The 13,710-nt window shown below is 70.0% G+C and carries 14 protein-coding genes and 2 pseudogenes; 4 read left to right on the forward strand and 12 right to left on the reverse strand.

Going from position 1 to position 13,710, the window contains the following annotated elements:
- Positions 1-919 precede the first annotated feature (919 nt).
- Together HNR70_RS14360 and HNR70_RS14365 are read right to left on the reverse strand one after the other, a co-directional pair.
- Positions 920-1,402: pseudogene (locus HNR70_RS14360) on the reverse strand (transposase); the annotation flags it as partial.
- A 67-nt stretch (positions 1,403-1,469) separates the two neighbouring features.
- A pseudogene (locus tag HNR70_RS14365) lies at positions 1,470-2,735 on the reverse strand (IS256 family transposase).
- Between the two features lie 219 nt (positions 2,736-2,954).
- Between HNR70_RS14365 and HNR70_RS14370 the strand changes: the two are divergent.
- Complete coding sequence (locus tag HNR70_RS14370; protein WP_184326256.1) at positions 2,955-3,641, forward strand: DUF4148 domain-containing protein; 687 nt, start codon at positions 2,955-2,957, stop codon at positions 3,639-3,641.
- 373 nt (positions 3,642-4,014) lie between these two features.
- Here HNR70_RS14370 and HNR70_RS14375 read toward each other — a convergent pair whose 3' ends face one another.
- From HNR70_RS14375 to HNR70_RS14410, 8 genes are all read right to left on the reverse strand, one after another.
- Positions 4,015-4,692: a cation efflux transmembrane domain-containing protein gene (locus HNR70_RS14375; protein ID WP_184326257.1), complete on the reverse strand. Its 678-nt coding sequence runs from the start codon at positions 4,690-4,692 to the stop codon at positions 4,015-4,017.
- Positions 4,689-5,024, reverse strand: a complete 336-nt coding sequence (locus HNR70_RS14380) for an ArsR/SmtB family transcription factor (RefSeq protein WP_115414310.1) — start codon at positions 5,022-5,024, stop codon at positions 4,689-4,691. Before HNR70_RS14380 ends, HNR70_RS14375 begins: the two co-directional genes overlap by 4 nt.
- Before the next feature lie 51 nt (positions 5,025-5,075).
- On the reverse strand, positions 5,076-5,738 hold the full coding sequence (locus tag HNR70_RS14385) for a carbonic anhydrase (protein WP_115414309.1): 663 nt from the start codon (positions 5,736-5,738) through the stop codon (positions 5,076-5,078).
- Between the two features lie 176 nt (positions 5,739-5,914).
- Positions 5,915-6,874, reverse strand: a complete 960-nt coding sequence (locus HNR70_RS14390; protein WP_184326258.1) for a ribokinase — start codon at positions 6,872-6,874, stop codon at positions 5,915-5,917.
- Positions 6,875-6,890: 16 nt separating this feature from the next.
- The gene (locus tag HNR70_RS14395; protein WP_312857685.1) at positions 6,891-7,130 is read right to left on the reverse strand and encodes a TraR/DksA family transcriptional regulator; all 240 of its coding nucleotides are present in this window, start codon (positions 7,128-7,130) and stop codon (positions 6,891-6,893) included.
- A 102-nt stretch (positions 7,131-7,232) separates the two neighbouring features.
- Positions 7,233-7,661, reverse strand: coding sequence for a VOC family protein (locus tag HNR70_RS14400; protein ID WP_184326259.1), 429 nt, complete (start codon positions 7,659-7,661; stop codon positions 7,233-7,235).
- A gap of 99 nt (positions 7,662-7,760) precedes the next feature.
- The gene (locus HNR70_RS14405) at positions 7,761-8,252 is read right to left on the reverse strand and encodes a GNAT family N-acetyltransferase (protein ID WP_184326260.1); all 492 of its coding nucleotides are present in this window, start codon (positions 8,250-8,252) and stop codon (positions 7,761-7,763) included.
- An 86-nt stretch (positions 8,253-8,338) separates the two neighbouring features.
- Positions 8,339-9,058, reverse strand: coding sequence for a 3-keto-5-aminohexanoate cleavage protein (locus HNR70_RS14410; protein WP_312857686.1), 720 nt, complete (start codon positions 9,056-9,058; stop codon positions 8,339-8,341).
- Positions 9,059-9,129: 71 nt separating this feature from the next.
- Here HNR70_RS14410 and HNR70_RS16080 point away from each other — a divergent pair, with 71 nt between their 5' ends.
- Together HNR70_RS16080 and HNR70_RS14415 are read left to right on the forward strand one after the other, a co-directional pair.
- A complete protein-coding gene (locus HNR70_RS16080; RefSeq protein ID WP_246375242.1) occupies positions 9,130-9,669 on the forward strand; it encodes a YbaK/EbsC family protein in 540 nt (179 codons plus the stop codon).
- A complete protein-coding gene (locus tag HNR70_RS14415) occupies positions 9,666-10,079 on the forward strand; it encodes a VOC family protein (protein ID WP_312857687.1) in 414 nt (137 codons plus the stop codon). The genes HNR70_RS16080 and HNR70_RS14415 overlap by 4 nt, the downstream gene beginning before the upstream one ends.
- 7 nt (positions 10,080-10,086) lie before the next feature.
- Here the strand turns inward: HNR70_RS14415 and HNR70_RS14420 are convergent, their stop codons facing one another.
- Together HNR70_RS14420 and HNR70_RS14425 are read right to left on the reverse strand one after the other, a co-directional pair.
- Entirely contained in the window at positions 10,087-11,046 is a 960-nt protein-coding gene (locus tag HNR70_RS14420; protein ID WP_184326262.1) for a cation diffusion facilitator family transporter, read from the reverse strand.
- Complete coding sequence (locus HNR70_RS14425) at positions 11,043-11,426, reverse strand: ArsR/SmtB family transcription factor (protein ID WP_376768840.1); 384 nt, start codon at positions 11,424-11,426, stop codon at positions 11,043-11,045. Before HNR70_RS14425 ends, HNR70_RS14420 begins: the two co-directional genes overlap by 4 nt.
- Positions 11,427-11,530: 104 nt before the next feature.
- Between HNR70_RS14425 and HNR70_RS14430 the strand changes: the two genes are divergently transcribed.
- A complete protein-coding gene (locus HNR70_RS14430; protein WP_184326264.1) occupies positions 11,531-13,708 on the forward strand; it encodes a heavy metal translocating P-type ATPase in 2,178 nt (725 codons plus the stop codon).
- Positions 13,709-13,710: the final 2 nt, after the last annotated feature.

The following is a 13,710-nucleotide window of genomic DNA, read 5'->3' on the forward strand; positions in this document are numbered from 1 at the left end:
ACGTGCGTCCAGCTCCCTGTTTCCGGGATCAGGGCTTCCACACGCTGACAGTGTGAGCGCTGTAAGAACCACCGCAGGCCAGACCGAATTCCGCCACTGCATGCTTCGAACCTCCGACGGTGCGATCGAACGCGATTGCCGTATGAAAGCATTCACACACGAAGGTCAAACCGCGTATTGACGTCCGAGTTGATGCGGAACTTCGATCCGGAGGCAAGATTCTTGATGGCTACCCATTGGCTTTGAGAAAATCCCCAAGTGTGCTTCTTGGAGCCCATGATCGAGTTGTGCCAAACGCCGTTCGATTGATACTGTCCCCAGCTAGTCACATACGGTGTGAGTGCGGGGAAATAAACGCGATTTACGTTGACGTCAAGGCAATCGCTACCAACGGCTTCGTTCGGGCTTCACGCGTATCGACACTATTCATCGAAACGCAATTTGCTGCAGAGCTGGGCGTAGCGTTGGTGGCCTGGACTACACCGATGAGCCCAAAGGTGATCAGCCCGATCGCCAGGAGTCGCGGGATCCGGTCTTTGACCGTGAACATGGGTCCCCCTAGGTTGATGTGGTAAAAGTCGCCTCCAAGGCTTTTCCCTCCGAAGGCTACAGCGGCGCAGTGTGGGTCCTGCCCGTTCACAGGAACCGTTACAGTTTAGTTATCTGGATCTTCAGAGCTGAGTGTGGGCGCGCCGGTGGCGCGGGATGGCTGGGGATAGGCGTCGAGGTCCTCGATGATGAGTGGACTCTAACCTCGATCTTTCACGGGGTAGGCCGGTCAGCTCGGTCGGCGTCGTCGCCGATGTTCGCAGCTGATTCTGGCATCGGGGTGTGACGGTCCGCCGCGTGTCGGTCGCGGTGGTCGGGCGTCCAGTGCCTGTGGTCCTCGGGGAGTGCTGTCAGCGGCGAGATCATGTGGCTATCCAGCGGGGGCGGGGAGTTGGACGTGGCGGGCGTGGCCTGCCAGGACGATCTCGGCCCAGCGCGAACGGTCCGAGACGTGGAGGACCTGCTGACGGGCATGCCGTGCGATGCTCGCGGGGATCTGGAACAGGCGGTGGCGCACGCGCTTTGGCTCCCACCGCCGGGCGGGCTGGTCGGTGTAGCCGAGCAGCCCCATCCAGGCAGTGATCTCGCTGGCCAGGCCCACGATCTGGCACCAGATCCGGTTCTGCGCGAACGATGTCAGAGGCAGGTTCCGCAGGCCCATGTCCTTCGCAGCCCGAATCCGGCCCTCGCAGCGAGCACGCCGACGGTGACGGACTTCGAGGTCCGCCAGCTGACCCTGCGTCGTGTTGGTCGCAAACGCGGTCAAACGGTATCCCTCGACGTCGTCGAACCGCAGCTGCGCCCCGGGATGAGGACGCTCGCGACGGACGATGACACGCATCCCCGCAGGCCACTCCTCGTCAAGGTCGGGTCAAGTCCCGGGAAGTGGTGTAGCGGTCGGATCCTTCGGTGTGGGTGGTTCAGGCGGTCAGGGCGGGGGTCGTGTGGTCTGGGGTAGTCACCTCCTGGACGGTGGTCTCGGTGGCGATGAGGTGGAGCTGGGAGCGGCGGAGGACGTCGAGGCCGAGGTAGCGACGACCCTCGAGCCATTCATCGGTCTGCTCGGCCAGGACCGCGCCGACGAGGCGGATGATCGCGTCGCGATGGGGGAAGATCGAGACGGCGTCGGTGCGTCGTCGGATCTCGCGGTTGAGGCGCTCCTAGGGGTTGTTCGACCAGATCTGTCGCCAGATCTCCTTGGGAAACGCGGTGAACGCCAGCAGGTCCTCCCGTACGGCGGCGAGGTGGTCGGCGACCTCGGGCAGACGCTCGCTGGTCTGTTCCAGCAGCCGGTCGAACTGATCGTTCACGGACGCCGCGTCGGGCTGGTCGAAGACCGCGTGCAGACCGGCCTTCACCGCGGGCCAGGCCGCCTTGGGGCAGACGCTCATCAGGTTCGCCGCGTAGTGGGTGCGGCATCGCTGCCAGGCGGTGCCGGGCAGGTTCGCCGCGATTGCCTCGACCAGTCCCCGGTGGGCGTCAGAGGTCACCAGGCGCACCCCGGTCAGGCCGCGAGCGACGAGGTCGGCGAAGAACGTGTTCCACGCTGCGGCGGTCTCGCTGGTCGCAACCTGCATACCGAGCACCTCGCGGTGCCCGTCGTTGTTCACCCCGGTTGCGACCAGCACGACAGCATTGATCACGCGCCCGCCCTCGCGGACCTTCATCGTCAGAGCGTCCGCGGCGACGAACGTGAAGGGACCGGCCTCGCCGAGCGGGCGGTGGCGGAAGGTCTTGACCTGTTCGTCGAGCTCGCCAGCCATGCGGGAGACCTGGGAGCGGGAGAGCCCGTCGATGCCGAGGGTCTTGACGAGCTTATCCATGCGGCGGGTCGAGACGCCGGCGAGATAGCAGTCCGCGACCACGGTGATCAGCGCGGCCTCGGCTCGCTTTCGTCGTTCGAGCAGCCAGTGGGGGAAGTAGCTGCCCGTGCGGAGCTTGGGCACGGCCACGTCGATCGTGCCGACGCGGGTGTCGAGCTCGCGGTGGCGGTAGCCGTTGCGCTGGGCGGTCCGGGACTGGCTGGCCTGGCCGTACTCGGCGCCGGCGACGAGGTCGGCGTCCGCGGAAAGCAGCACGTTGATGGTGTTCTGAAGCAGGTCACGCATCAGATCCGGTGATGCTTCGGACAGAGCGTGGCTGAGCAGGCCATGAGGGTCGACAATATGAGGAGCGGTCGTCGTGATGACTCCGTTCGAGAGAGCTTTGGTAGGTGAACTCGAAGGATCACACGGTGACCGCGTTCACGTCCGGGACGTTCACGACGAGGCCACCGCGCTACACCACTATGCGGGACTCAACTGCCAGTAACCGTGAACTGGCACTTCCCAGTCGCTCCCCAGGTAACGTGGATCACGCGGTCGGAGAAGCCCGCGCCGCTCAGCCAACCAGCCGGAGGATCACCGATGATCACGAAGCCCCGCCGCCTCTTCGCAGCTCTCGCCGTCGCCACACTGTCGGCGGTATCGCTTGCCGCCCCCGCCAACGCCGAGGGGGGAACAAGCGCGCTCACCGCAGAGGAGCGAGCCGAGATCGAGCAGAACATGGACTCGCTTGGTATCGCCGATGCCACACAGCAACAGCTTGTCCAGAAGCTCGAGCGAGGCGAATTGCTCGACTCCTTCAATGTCGCTGCAGAGCCGATCGACACCATCCCCGTCGACCAGCCAGGCTTCGAAAGCACCATCTACGTCTATGAGGATGGATCTCGCACCAAATCTGACCTCGAGACAGGGGCCGAATCAGTAGACGGCATTACTACCAGGGGAATCACTGGCTGCACCACTAGCACGTTCAGTGGAGGCTCCAGTATGAGCGACTGCAAGGTGAAGGTCAGCACTATTCTCTACGTGGGACAGTTCAACGCGAACTATACTCTCGTCAACGGCGGCAACAGCTACATTTCCAAGGCTTACAACTGGGGCTGCGCCGGGTTCGGTTGTAACATCGAGAAGACCGGCATCGTCAAGAAGACGGCGGACCTGAACGGGCCGGCCAAGGCAGAGATGCGCGTTCAGGTGGGCGGACTTGGTGCCACCACGACCGGATATATTCAGCTATTCGTTAGGGGGTCCAGCGCATGGACAAACTGATTGCCGAAGCTCCCCGGCTGTTCACCCCGGGGGTTGCAGAAACACTTCCGATCATCGCGACGATTGTAATCGTGACTGCACTGGTTGGAGTGGCGGTTTTTATGATCGTGCGGCACCTCTTGCGGAAGGGTAGTTCCAAGCAGGTAAGGAATCCCGCCCCGCGCCCGGAGTCGTTCAGCAACCACTGAGTGCCACTATTCGGCTGACGGCCTGGAGGTCTACTCCTGGTCGTCGGCCGAAGTGGGACTGGTGCACGGTTGGGTGACAGCTGGGGTTAGGTGTAGTTGGTCATGACGTTGTCGACGCCGGCGTGGAGGCGTGAGGCCGGGGGCACGGGGCCGGCAGGCCGCGGCATGCGGGCGGGTACGCCTGCTCAGCAGCACCCACCGCCCTCCTTCCCGCTGTCTTCCTGCACGAGCGCGGAGACCGGCTGCGCGCACGCCTCCCCGCGCCAGGCCTCCACTCCCTCGCGCACGGCGAAGACGGCGATGATCAGGGCGGCGACCGGATCTGCCCAGGACCAGCCCAGCAGGCTGTTGGCCACCAGCCCCATCAGCACCGCGGCGGAGAGGTACGCGCAGATCAGCGTCTGCTTCGAGTCGGCGACCGCGCTCGCGGAGCCGAGCTCGCGGCCGGTGCGCCGCTCGAACAGGGAGAAGGCGGGCATCAGCACCACGCTCACGGCCGCCAGGGTGATGCCCACGGAAGAATGCTCCGCCGCGCCGGTGCCGAGCAGGGAGCGCAGCGCATCGATCGTGACGACGAGGGCGAGGGCGAAGAAGGCCACGGCGATCACCGGCAGGGCGATCCGCTCGCGCCGCTGCGGGTCGGGCCCGGCGAACTGCCAGGCCACCGCCGCGGCGGAGAGCACCTCCACGATCGAGTCCAGACCGAAGCCGATCAGCGCGGAGGAGGACGCCGCACGCCCTGCGGCCAGCGCGATCACTGCTTCGATGACGTTGTAGGTGATGGTCGCGGCGACCACCCAGCGGATCCGGCGCTGTAGGATGCGCCGACGGGCAGGCGTGAGTGCGGTGTGCGACGTGCTCATGCGCAGCGGCACTCCGCGCCGGTGCAGCAGTCGGGGTCGACCACGAGCGCGAGCTCCACGAGGCCCGAGAGGGCGTCGGCCACCTGCGGGTCGGCGAGCCGGTACCAGGTGTGTCGCCCCTCCCGCACTCCCTCGACCAGCCCGCAGCCGCGCAGGCAGGCGAGATGGTTCGACATCGTCTGCCGGGAGACGCCGAGGGCGTCGGCGAGATCCGAGGGGAGCCCGGGGGCCTCCCGCAGCGCGAGCAGGGCGCGCGCCCGCGTCGCATCGGAGAGCGCGTGGCCCAGCCGGGCCAGCGACGCGGTATGGCTCAGGGTGACGGTCTCATGCATGCCTCGATAGTTCAGCGGGCGATGTACTGTCTGGCGGTGGGGTCCGCCCGCTCAGCGCGTGACGTCGAGCTTCCCCACCCAGGAGATCGGGGCGACGCGCCCCTCCTCGAGCTGGTACTGGCAGCCGACGATCCCGAGCTCACCCGCGGCGACCGCGTCGGAGATGACGGTGGACTGGCGCATGAGCGCGTTGACGGTCTCGGCGAGGTGGCGGCGGCCCACGGCGTCGGCCTCGATGAGGTCCGTGTCGACGTACGGGCTGACCTGCTGGGTCGCGAACCACTCCTGCTGCACGGCGGGGCGGATCTCCTCCAGCTCCTTGCGGATCGCCGGCGTGACGGGGCTCGGATCGGCGGTGGTCTGGTCGATCGCGGCCTTCACCGCACCGCAGGAGCCGTGGGCGAGCACCACGATCACGGACACGCCCAGCGCCGAGACCGCGAACTCCATCGTCGCGACCGTGTTCTCGTTGGCGATCTGGCCGATGTTGCGCACCACGAAGAGATCCCCCAGGCCGCAGTCGAAGAGGATCTCCGCCGCGACGCGCGAATCGGAGCACCCCAGGAACGCCGCGTTCGGCGCCTGGAAGGTGCTCAGCTCGCTGCGCCGGGCCGCGCTCTGCTGGGGGTGGTTCAGCGTCCCCGCCATGAATCGCTCGTTCCCCTCGGCGAGGGCATCCCAGGCCTGCTGGGGGGTGACGCGGGGGTTGCTCATGAGGGGATCCAATCGTGCGGGGACCGCCGAGCGGGACCGCTCGGCGCGGGGACGCGGCCTCGTGGGGTCACGTCCCGCCGCAGGATACTCCTGGGTCCGGTGCGGGGAGGCGGCGTCCGCGACAGTCCGGCGAGGGCTGCGCTGACCTGTACATTCGTGATCCGAGCGTGGGTGGTTCACGTCTCCTGGAGCGCAGGGAGGGTGTCGTCCGCGGAGGGATAGCTCGGCTGGGCGCCCTCGCCGGTCGCCGCGTACGCGCCGACGCGCGAGGCGAGTCGGGCCGCCGTGGCGAGGTCGTCGCCGCGCGCGAGGCCCAGGGCGAGCGCGCCGATGAAGGCGTCGCCTGCGCCGGTGGTGTCGACCGCGTCGACGGGTGCGGGCGGGATGGGTTGAATGCCGTCCGCGTCCGCGACCCGGGCGCCGTCCGCGCCGAGGGTGAGGACCACGGAGGCGATCGCCTGCGCCTGCAGGGCGCGGACCACCGCATCCGGATCCGTCGGCGCGGGCGTGTCAGGAGCGTCGGGGGCCTCGCCGGCGAGCTGGGCGAGGACGAGCCCGGCCTCGTGCTGGTTCACGACCAGCGGGTCCGACGCACGCAGCACCGCCGGATCCAGCTCCATCACAGGTGCCGGATTGTGCAGGAAACGTCCCGTGACCAGGGCGGGCAGCGCCTCGATGCCGTCCCGCGGGATCTCGCCCTGGCACACCACGATGCGCGCCGCGGCGATCGCCTCGCGCGCCGCGCGCACCCGCCCGGCATCCATTGCGTCGTTCGCGCCCGCGATGACGACGATGGAGTTCTCGCCGTCCTCCGCGACCGTGACGATCGCGAGGCCCGTCGGCCCCTCGATCTCGGCGAGATGGGTGAGGTCCACCCCGGCCTCGCGCAGCGCGGACAGCGCCACCTCGGCCTGCGCATCGGTCCCGACGGCGCCCACCATCGTGACGCGCGCGCCGAGCCGCGCGGCCGCGACGGCCTGGTTCGCGCCCTTCCCGCCGGGCAGCATCTGCCCGCCCGTGCCGTGGAGGGTCTCCCCGGGCGCGGGATGGCGCTGCACCTGCGCGAGGAGGTCGACGTTCACGGAGCCGACGACGACGATCGAGCCGTCGGCCGGAGGCGGGGTCGAGGCGTTCATACGGCGAAGCCTACGGTCAGGCGGCGTGGTCCACGCAGGTCCGCGCCGTGGGCCGCACCTCGAGCCGGGCGCGCGGGATCTCCCGGCCGCACACCTCGCAGCGGCCGTAGGTCCCCTCCTCGAGCCGCTGCTCCGCGGCGTCGAGATCGACGAGATGCTGCTCGGCGCTCGCCAGAAGCGCCTCGGTACGGGAGCGGTCCACCGCGGTGGTCTGCCCCTCGGGGTCGTGCTCGTCGTCCGTGGAGGTCAGCTCCATCCCGTCGAGGATCGCGGCGTGGTCGCGTCGCAGCGCGGCGATCCTCTCCCGGGTGCGGGAGCGCTCCGCCTCGAGCAGGGCGCGGAGGTCGTCGGCGACGTCTCAGCCCTCGCCGCCGGAGATGTTCACCTGCCACACGATGCCGAAGCGGTCGGTGAAGGAGCCGTAGACGTCGCCCCACATCTGCTTCTCGAGCGGCATCGTGATCTCGCCGCCCTCGGAGAGCTTCTCGAAGGCGCTGCGGAGCACCTGCTCGTCGTCGCCCATCAGGGAGAGGGTGACGTTGTTGCCCACGGTGAACTTCCCGGGGCTCATCCCCTCGATGTAGTCCGAGACGTACAGGCGGATCAGGTCGGTGACCTCGAGCGCGCCGTGCATGATCAGGTCCGAGGCCGGGTGGCCCTCGGGAACGGCCTGGAACTCGCCGAAGGTGGAGAACTGCGGCGTCCCACCCAGGGCCTGGCCGTAGAACTCGAACGCCTCGCGGGCCTTGCCGTCGAAGTTGAGGTAGGGGTGCAGGGCTGCGGGCATGATGCCTCCTCGGCATGGCGAACGGCACCGTGCCGGACGCTCAGTGCGAGCGTAGGCCCAGGGGCTGACGGACGGAACCGCCCGGACCCGCCGGTACGGTCAGCGGATGTACCGGAGCTCCGTGAACCCGAGTCCTTCGTCGAGGTGGCGGGCACCGTCGGGGGTGAAGCCGTTGCGCTCGTAGAAGCGCCTGGCCCGGGGGTTGTCGTCGAGCACCCACAGCTGTGCGGGGGTGCCCGGCGGGAGCGCCGTATCGAGCAGGGCCTGACCGGCGCCGGTGCCGTGGTGCTCGGCGAGGACGTAGAGCGTGGACAGCTCGCGGTCGCGCACCGGGCCGTGCGCCCCGATCGTCCTGCCGGGAACGGCCAGGGCGAGGCCGACGATCCGTCCGTCGACCTCGGCGACGGGAACCTCGAAGCCATCGCGGAGCACCCGGGTCCACAGGGCTGCGCGACGCTCCACCGTGTCGGTCCTCCAGTGCTCCGGGGGCAGCAGGTGGGAGTAGGTCTCGACCCAGGACCGGTGGTGGACGGCGCCGCATGCCTCGGCGTCGTCGGGGGTGGCGAGCCGGAGGCGGAAGGGGGCATCCATGAGGCGAGCGTACGTGCGCCCCGGCCGGCAGGGGCCCGGCATCGGTGCTCCGTCGCGCTCTAAGTGGGGCTATGACCTGGCAGAACTCAGCCGCCGAGGAACTCCCGGCACAGGGTCACCAGCTCGGCGTTCGAGCCGACGGGAGCACCCCCGGGGCCGGTCAGCGTGTCCTCGAGTCCGATCCGGGTGTCCGCGCCGGCCTCGAGGGCGAGCAGGACGCCGGGCCAGGCGGAGCGCTCCTCGCCGTGCAGGAGCAGCGGGCGGCGGTGACCCGCGGCGATGAGCGCTGTGCGGATCCCCTCGGCGGCGGGACGGAGGTGGCCGGCGGGCACGTCCGGCAGCTCCACGAGCACCCGGTGGCAGTGCGGTGCGAGCGGGGAGCGGGCCCAGGCCTCGGCGGCCTCGGCGGTCCACAGCCCCGCCTCGACGTCGACGCCGCGCTCGAGCAGGTGCCGGGCGAGCTGCGCGGCCCCTTCCTCGTGCCAGTTCACCGAGGCGAGATCCGGCAGCGTCTCCCAGGAGCGGACCAGGGCGAGTCGCTCCGCCGGCCCGTCGGCCGCCCAGAGCCCGGTCGTCACGCCGAGCCTCACCCCCGGCAGGACCCGGCGGAACACCTCCAGCCAGCGGGCCACGTCCTCGCCTCGCAGGGAGTCGTGCCCGGCGGGGTCCTTCGGGTGCAGGTGGACCTCGTCGGCCCCGGCCGCGATCGCGCGAGAGGCATCGCGGGCGAGGACCTCGGGGTCCGCGGAGAGGGCCGGATGGGCCGACGGGAGTCGGGCACCGTTCACGCAGACGGTCAGCAGCACGGCATCGGCTCCTTCCGAGTCGGGGTGCGGAACGCCTTCGACGGCGGCACATCCGAACCTATCGTGGAGGCATGACTCCCGAGCACGGAACCCTGCCCCTCGACTGGACCCCGCTCACCGAGGCCCTCGACCTCGTTGCCCCGGCCACCGCGGAGGCCGCGCGCGCCGGTGCGGCGCCGAGCGCCCGCGTGGCCCCCGTCGAGGACCATCTCGCCGACACCGCCGAGTTCTGCGCCGCCTACGGCGTGGACGAGTCCGTCACCGCGAACTGCGTGATCGTCAAGGGCCGCGGCGGCGGCCAGGACATCCTCGCCGCGGTCCTCGTGCGTGCGAGCGACCGCGCCGATGTGAACCGCACCGTGAAGAAGCATCTGGGCGCGAGCAAGCTGTCCTTCGCGCCGGGTGAGCTCACCGAGGAGCTGACCGGGATGACCGGCGGCGGCGTCACCCCGATCGGTCTGCCCGAGGGATGGCCGGTGCTCATCGACCCGGCCGTCGCGGAGCTCGACGAGGCGCTGATCGGCGGCGGTGTGCGCACCTCCAAGATCCTCGTGCCCGGCCGGGAGCTGGCCGCGCTGCCCGGGGCCGAGGTCGTCCCGCTCGCGCTGTGAGCGCGTACCCCGAGCTCCTGCACACGGCTCTCGACGCCCGCGACCCGCGCGCGCTCGCCGAGTTCTACCGGGAGCTGCTCGCACTCCGGTATCGGCCGGGCGATGAGCCGCCGGCGGCGCCTGCGGCCGACGAGGCCGACTGGTTGGTGCTCCTGGATCAGTCCGGCCTACGGGTTCTCGCCGTCCAGGCCAAGCCTGATCTGCGCCCCTCCACCTGGCCGAGCGAGGAGGTGCCCATGCAGCTGCACATGGACTTCCGCGTGCCCGATGTCGACGCGCTCGAGACCCACCGCGCCCGCGCCGAGCAGCTCGGGGCGAGGGTGCTCATGGATCGCTCCGATGATCCCGGGGAGCCGCTGTACGTGATCGGCGACCCCGAGGGGCATCCGTTCTGCCTGCTGGTGGGGTGAGCAGGAGCTACTCGTGCAGGCCCTTGCCCGCCTCGCGCTCGCGCACGGCGGGGCTCTCCATCTGGATCGTGGCGTGCTCGAAGGCGACGGGGAAGTGGGTGCGCACGCAGTCCTGGACCTCCTCGAGGATGGCCAGGGCGTGCGCGGACTCGAAGCATTCCTCGGAGACCACCACGTGGGCGGAGATGATCGGCAGGCGGCTGCCGACGCTCGAGGCGTGCAGGTCGTGCACGTCCTGCACGTGCTCGAGGGCCAGGAGATGCTCGCGCACCTCGTCGAGGTCGACCCCGGCCGGGGCGTACTCCATGAGGATCCGCAGCGTCTCGCGCAGGATCCGGATCGCCCGCGGCACGATGAGCGCCGCGATGAACAGGCCCGCGAGCGCGTCGGCCTGCTGGAAACCGGTGAACGTGATGATGAGCGCCGCGGCGATCACCCCGAGGGAGCCGAGGGCGTCGTTCAGCACCTCGAGGAAGGCGGCGCGCAGGTTCAGGCTCGTGCCCCGCCCGCCGGCGAGGACCAGGATCGCGATCAGGTTCGCGACGAGCCCGATCACGCCGAAGACCAGCAGCTGCCCCGAGGCGATCTCGGGCGGGGCGCCGAGGCGGGAGATGCCCTCGATCGCCGTGTAGGTGCCGACCACGATGAGGAGGGTGGCCTGGGCGAGGGCGGCGAGCACCTCGATCCGGGCGAAGCCCCAGGTGCGGGTGCTGGTCGCAGGGCGGGCCACCATCGTCGCCGCGATCAGCGCGATCAGCAGGCCCGAGGCGTCCACGACCGCGTGCGCGGTGTCGGTGAGCAGGGCGAGGGATCCGGTGACGATGCTTCCCACCAGCTGCGCGAGGGCGATCGCGGCGGTGAGGCCGAAGGCGATCGCGAGCCGGGTGCGGCCGGTGTCGGCGCCGGCATGCGAGTGGGAGTGGGAGTGCGAGGGGGAGCTCCCGCCGTGCGCGTGGCCCGCGGTCATCGCAGCTCGCCGCCGACGGGATCGTCGTGGTCGTGATGTCGCAGGGCGAGCGAGGCGCCCGAGGCGCCGAGCAGGACGTCGGCCGCCGCGAGCAGCTCGACGAGACGCTCCGGGTCCGCGAGGGAGAACCAGGAGGCGCGCCCCTCGGTCCGGCCGCGCACCAGCCCGCAGTCGCGCAGGCAGGCCAGGTGCGTGCTCACCGTCGACTGGGCCAGGTGCATGTGGTCCACGAGGTCCCGCACCCGGTGCTCGCCGGTGGACAGGTGGCGCAGCAGCGCCAGGCGAGTCGGCTCGGACAGCGCGTGGAACAGCGCGGCCTGGGACTCGTCCACCTCGAAGAGGGGCGTGGCGGGGTCGCGGACCACGTCCGCCGGATTCATCGACATGAAGCGATCATATCGCCGAACAGCGATGTGAACCAGGATGCAGAACCCGCCACCCAGACCTCTCGACAGATACCCCCGGGGGGTATAATGTCGAGTCCATGGCGACAGAGAGATCCACACGGCACGGAGAACATGGGGGCCATGGGTCGACGCTAGGCCATGCGTCGATGACCGCCTCCACGGGGCATGACACTCACGCGGAGCAGGAGATACACGCGGGCCACGACATGCACGCGGGTCACGGTGCTCACGCGGGCCACGCCATGCACGGCGACCACTCGGGGCATGGCGGCCACGGCGACCACGTCACGCAGTTTCGGCGTCTGTTCTGGATAAACCTGGTCCTCGCGGTGCCGGTCGTCGCGTTCTCACCGATGTTCGCGATGGTCCTCGGCTACGCGGTGCCGAGCTTCCCGGGAGCCATGTGGATCGCGCCGCTGCTCGGCACCGTCATGTACGTCTGGGGCGGTCGACCATTCCTCGTGGGCGCAGCGTCCGAGATCCGCGCCCGGAAGCCCGGGATGATGCTGCTGATCGGGCTCGCGATCACCGTCGCCTTCCTCGCCTCGTGGGGCTCTGCCCTCGGGATCCTCTCCCACGAGCTCGAGTTCTGGTGGGAGCTCGCGCTGCTGATCGTGATCATGCTGCTCGGCCACTGGGTCGAGATGCGGTCTCTCGCGCAGACCTCCTCCGCTCTGGACTCGCTCGCGGCCCTGCTCCCTGATGAGGCCGAGCGGATCGAGGGGGACCGGCTCGTCACCGTCGCCCCGTCGGACCTCCGCGTCGGCGACCTCGTGCTGGTACGGCCGGGCGCGAACGTCCCTGCCGACGGCATGGTCCGCGAGGGCCGCGCCGACGTCGACGAGTCCATGATCACGGGCGAGTCGCGGCCGGTCACCCGCGAGGTCGGGGACCGGGTCGTGGCCGGCACCGTCGCCACCGATTCGAGCCTGAGGATCGAGGTCACCGCGACCGGGGACGAGACCGCCCTCGCCGGGATCGAGCGCCTCGTGGCCGAGGCGCAGAACTCCTCCTCGCGCGCCCAGCGGATCGCCGACAAGGCCGCCGGCTGGCTGTTCTGGTTCGCGCTCACCGCCGCGGTGATCACCGCGATCGTCTGGTCCGTGCTCGGCATGCCCGACCAGGCCGTCGTCCGCGCGGTGACCGTGCTGGTCATCGCCTGCCCCCACGCCCTGGGCCTCGCGATCCCGCTGGTCGTCTCGGTGTCGACCGAGCGCGCCGCCCGCGGGGGCGTCCTGATCAAGGACCGTTTGGCCCTCGAGCAGATGCGCACCGTGGACACGGTCCTGTTCGACAAGACCGGCACCCTCACCAAGGGCGAGCCCGTCCTCTCCGAGATCGCACCACGCGGCCTGGACGCCGCCGAAGTGCTGGCGCTCGCCGCCGCCGCCGAGGCGGAGAGCGAGCACCCGCTCGCCCGCGCGATCGTCGCGAAGGCCCAGGCCGACGGGGTCGAGATCCCCGCCGCCACCGGCGTCACCTCGACCCCGGCGCTCGGCGTCAGCGCGCAGGTCGACGGCCACGAGATCCGGGTGGGCGGCCCACGCCTGCTCGAGGAGGTAGGTGCCGCGGAGATCGAGGACGCCGAGGTGTGGCGCGAGGACGGCGCGATCATCCTCCACGTGCTGAGGGATGGCGAGGTCGTCGGCGGGCTGAAGCTCTCCGACGAGATCCGCTCCGAGTCCCGCGAGGCCGTCGAGGCCCTCCATGAGCGCGGGATCGAGGTCGTCATGATCACGGGCGACGCCGAGGCCGTGGCCCACAGTGTCGGCCGCGAGCTCGGCATCGACCGGGTGTACGCCGGGGTGCGCCCCGAGGACAAGTCCTCGAAGGTCGCCGAGCTCCAGGCCGAGGGCAGGACTGTCGCGATGGTCGGCGACGGCGTCAACGACGCCCCCGCGCTCGCCCAGGCGGACGTCGGCATCGCCATCGGCGCCGGCACCGACGTCGCGATCGGCTCGGCCGGGGTCGTGCTCGCCGGCTCCGACCCGCGCTCGGTGCTCTCGGTCCTCCGTCTCTCCGGCGCCGCTTACCGCAAGATGACGCAGAACCTCTGGTGGGCCGCCGGCTACAACCTCATCTCCGTGCCTCTCGCCGCGGGCGTCCTGGCACCGGTCGGAGTAATCATGCCGATGAGCGTCGGAGCGGTCCTCATGTCGCTCTCCACGATCATCGTCGCGCTGAACGCCCAGACGCTGCGGCGTCTGGACCTCACACCGGAGGCATCCGTCGAGACGGTGCGCGAACGCCGCTGAGC

It is taken from the genome of Brachybacterium aquaticum, from assembly GCF_014204755.1.
In the GTDB taxonomy this organism is placed as follows: Bacteria; Actinomycetota; Actinomycetes; order Actinomycetales; family Dermabacteraceae; genus Brachybacterium; species Brachybacterium aquaticum.

Bases quoted from the DNA above. Each gene is read 5' to 3' on its own strand.
- HNR70_RS14370 (WP_184326256.1), top strand. From the start codon at position 2,955: ATGATCACGAAGCCCCGCCGCCTCTTCGCAGCTCTCGCCGTCGCCACA.
- HNR70_RS14375 (WP_184326257.1), bottom strand. From the start codon at position 4,692: ATGAGCACGTCGCACACCGCACTCACGCCTGCCCGTCGGCGCATCCTA.
- HNR70_RS14380 (WP_115414310.1), bottom strand. From the start codon at position 5,024: ATGCATGAGACCGTCACCCTGAGCCATACCGCGTCGCTGGCCCGGCTG.
- HNR70_RS14385 (WP_115414309.1), bottom strand. From the start codon at position 5,738: ATGAGCAACCCCCGCGTCACCCCCCAGCAGGCCTGGGATGCCCTCGCC.
- HNR70_RS14390 (WP_184326258.1), bottom strand. From the start codon at position 6,874: ATGAACGCCTCGACCCCGCCTCCGGCCGACGGCTCGATCGTCGTCGTC.
- HNR70_RS14395 (WP_312857685.1), bottom strand. From the start codon at position 7,130: ATGGAGCTGACCTCCACGGACGACGAGCACGACCCCGAGGGGCAGACC.
- HNR70_RS14400 (WP_184326259.1), bottom strand. From the start codon at position 7,661: ATGCCCGCAGCCCTGCACCCCTACCTCAACTTCGACGGCAAGGCCCGC.
- HNR70_RS14405 (WP_184326260.1), bottom strand. From the start codon at position 8,252: ATGGATGCCCCCTTCCGCCTCCGGCTCGCCACCCCCGACGACGCCGAG.
- HNR70_RS16080 (WP_246375242.1), top strand. From the start codon at position 9,130: ATGACTCCCGAGCACGGAACCCTGCCCCTCGACTGGACCCCGCTCACC.
- HNR70_RS14420 (WP_184326262.1), bottom strand. From the start codon at position 11,046: ATGACCGCGGGCCACGCGCACGGCGGGAGCTCCCCCTCGCACTCCCAC.
- HNR70_RS14425 (WP_376768840.1), bottom strand. From the start codon at position 11,426: ATGAATCCGGCGGACGTGGTCCGCGACCCCGCCACGCCCCTCTTCGAG.
- HNR70_RS14430 (WP_184326264.1), top strand. From the start codon at position 11,531: ATGGCGACAGAGAGATCCACACGGCACGGAGAACATGGGGGCCATGGG.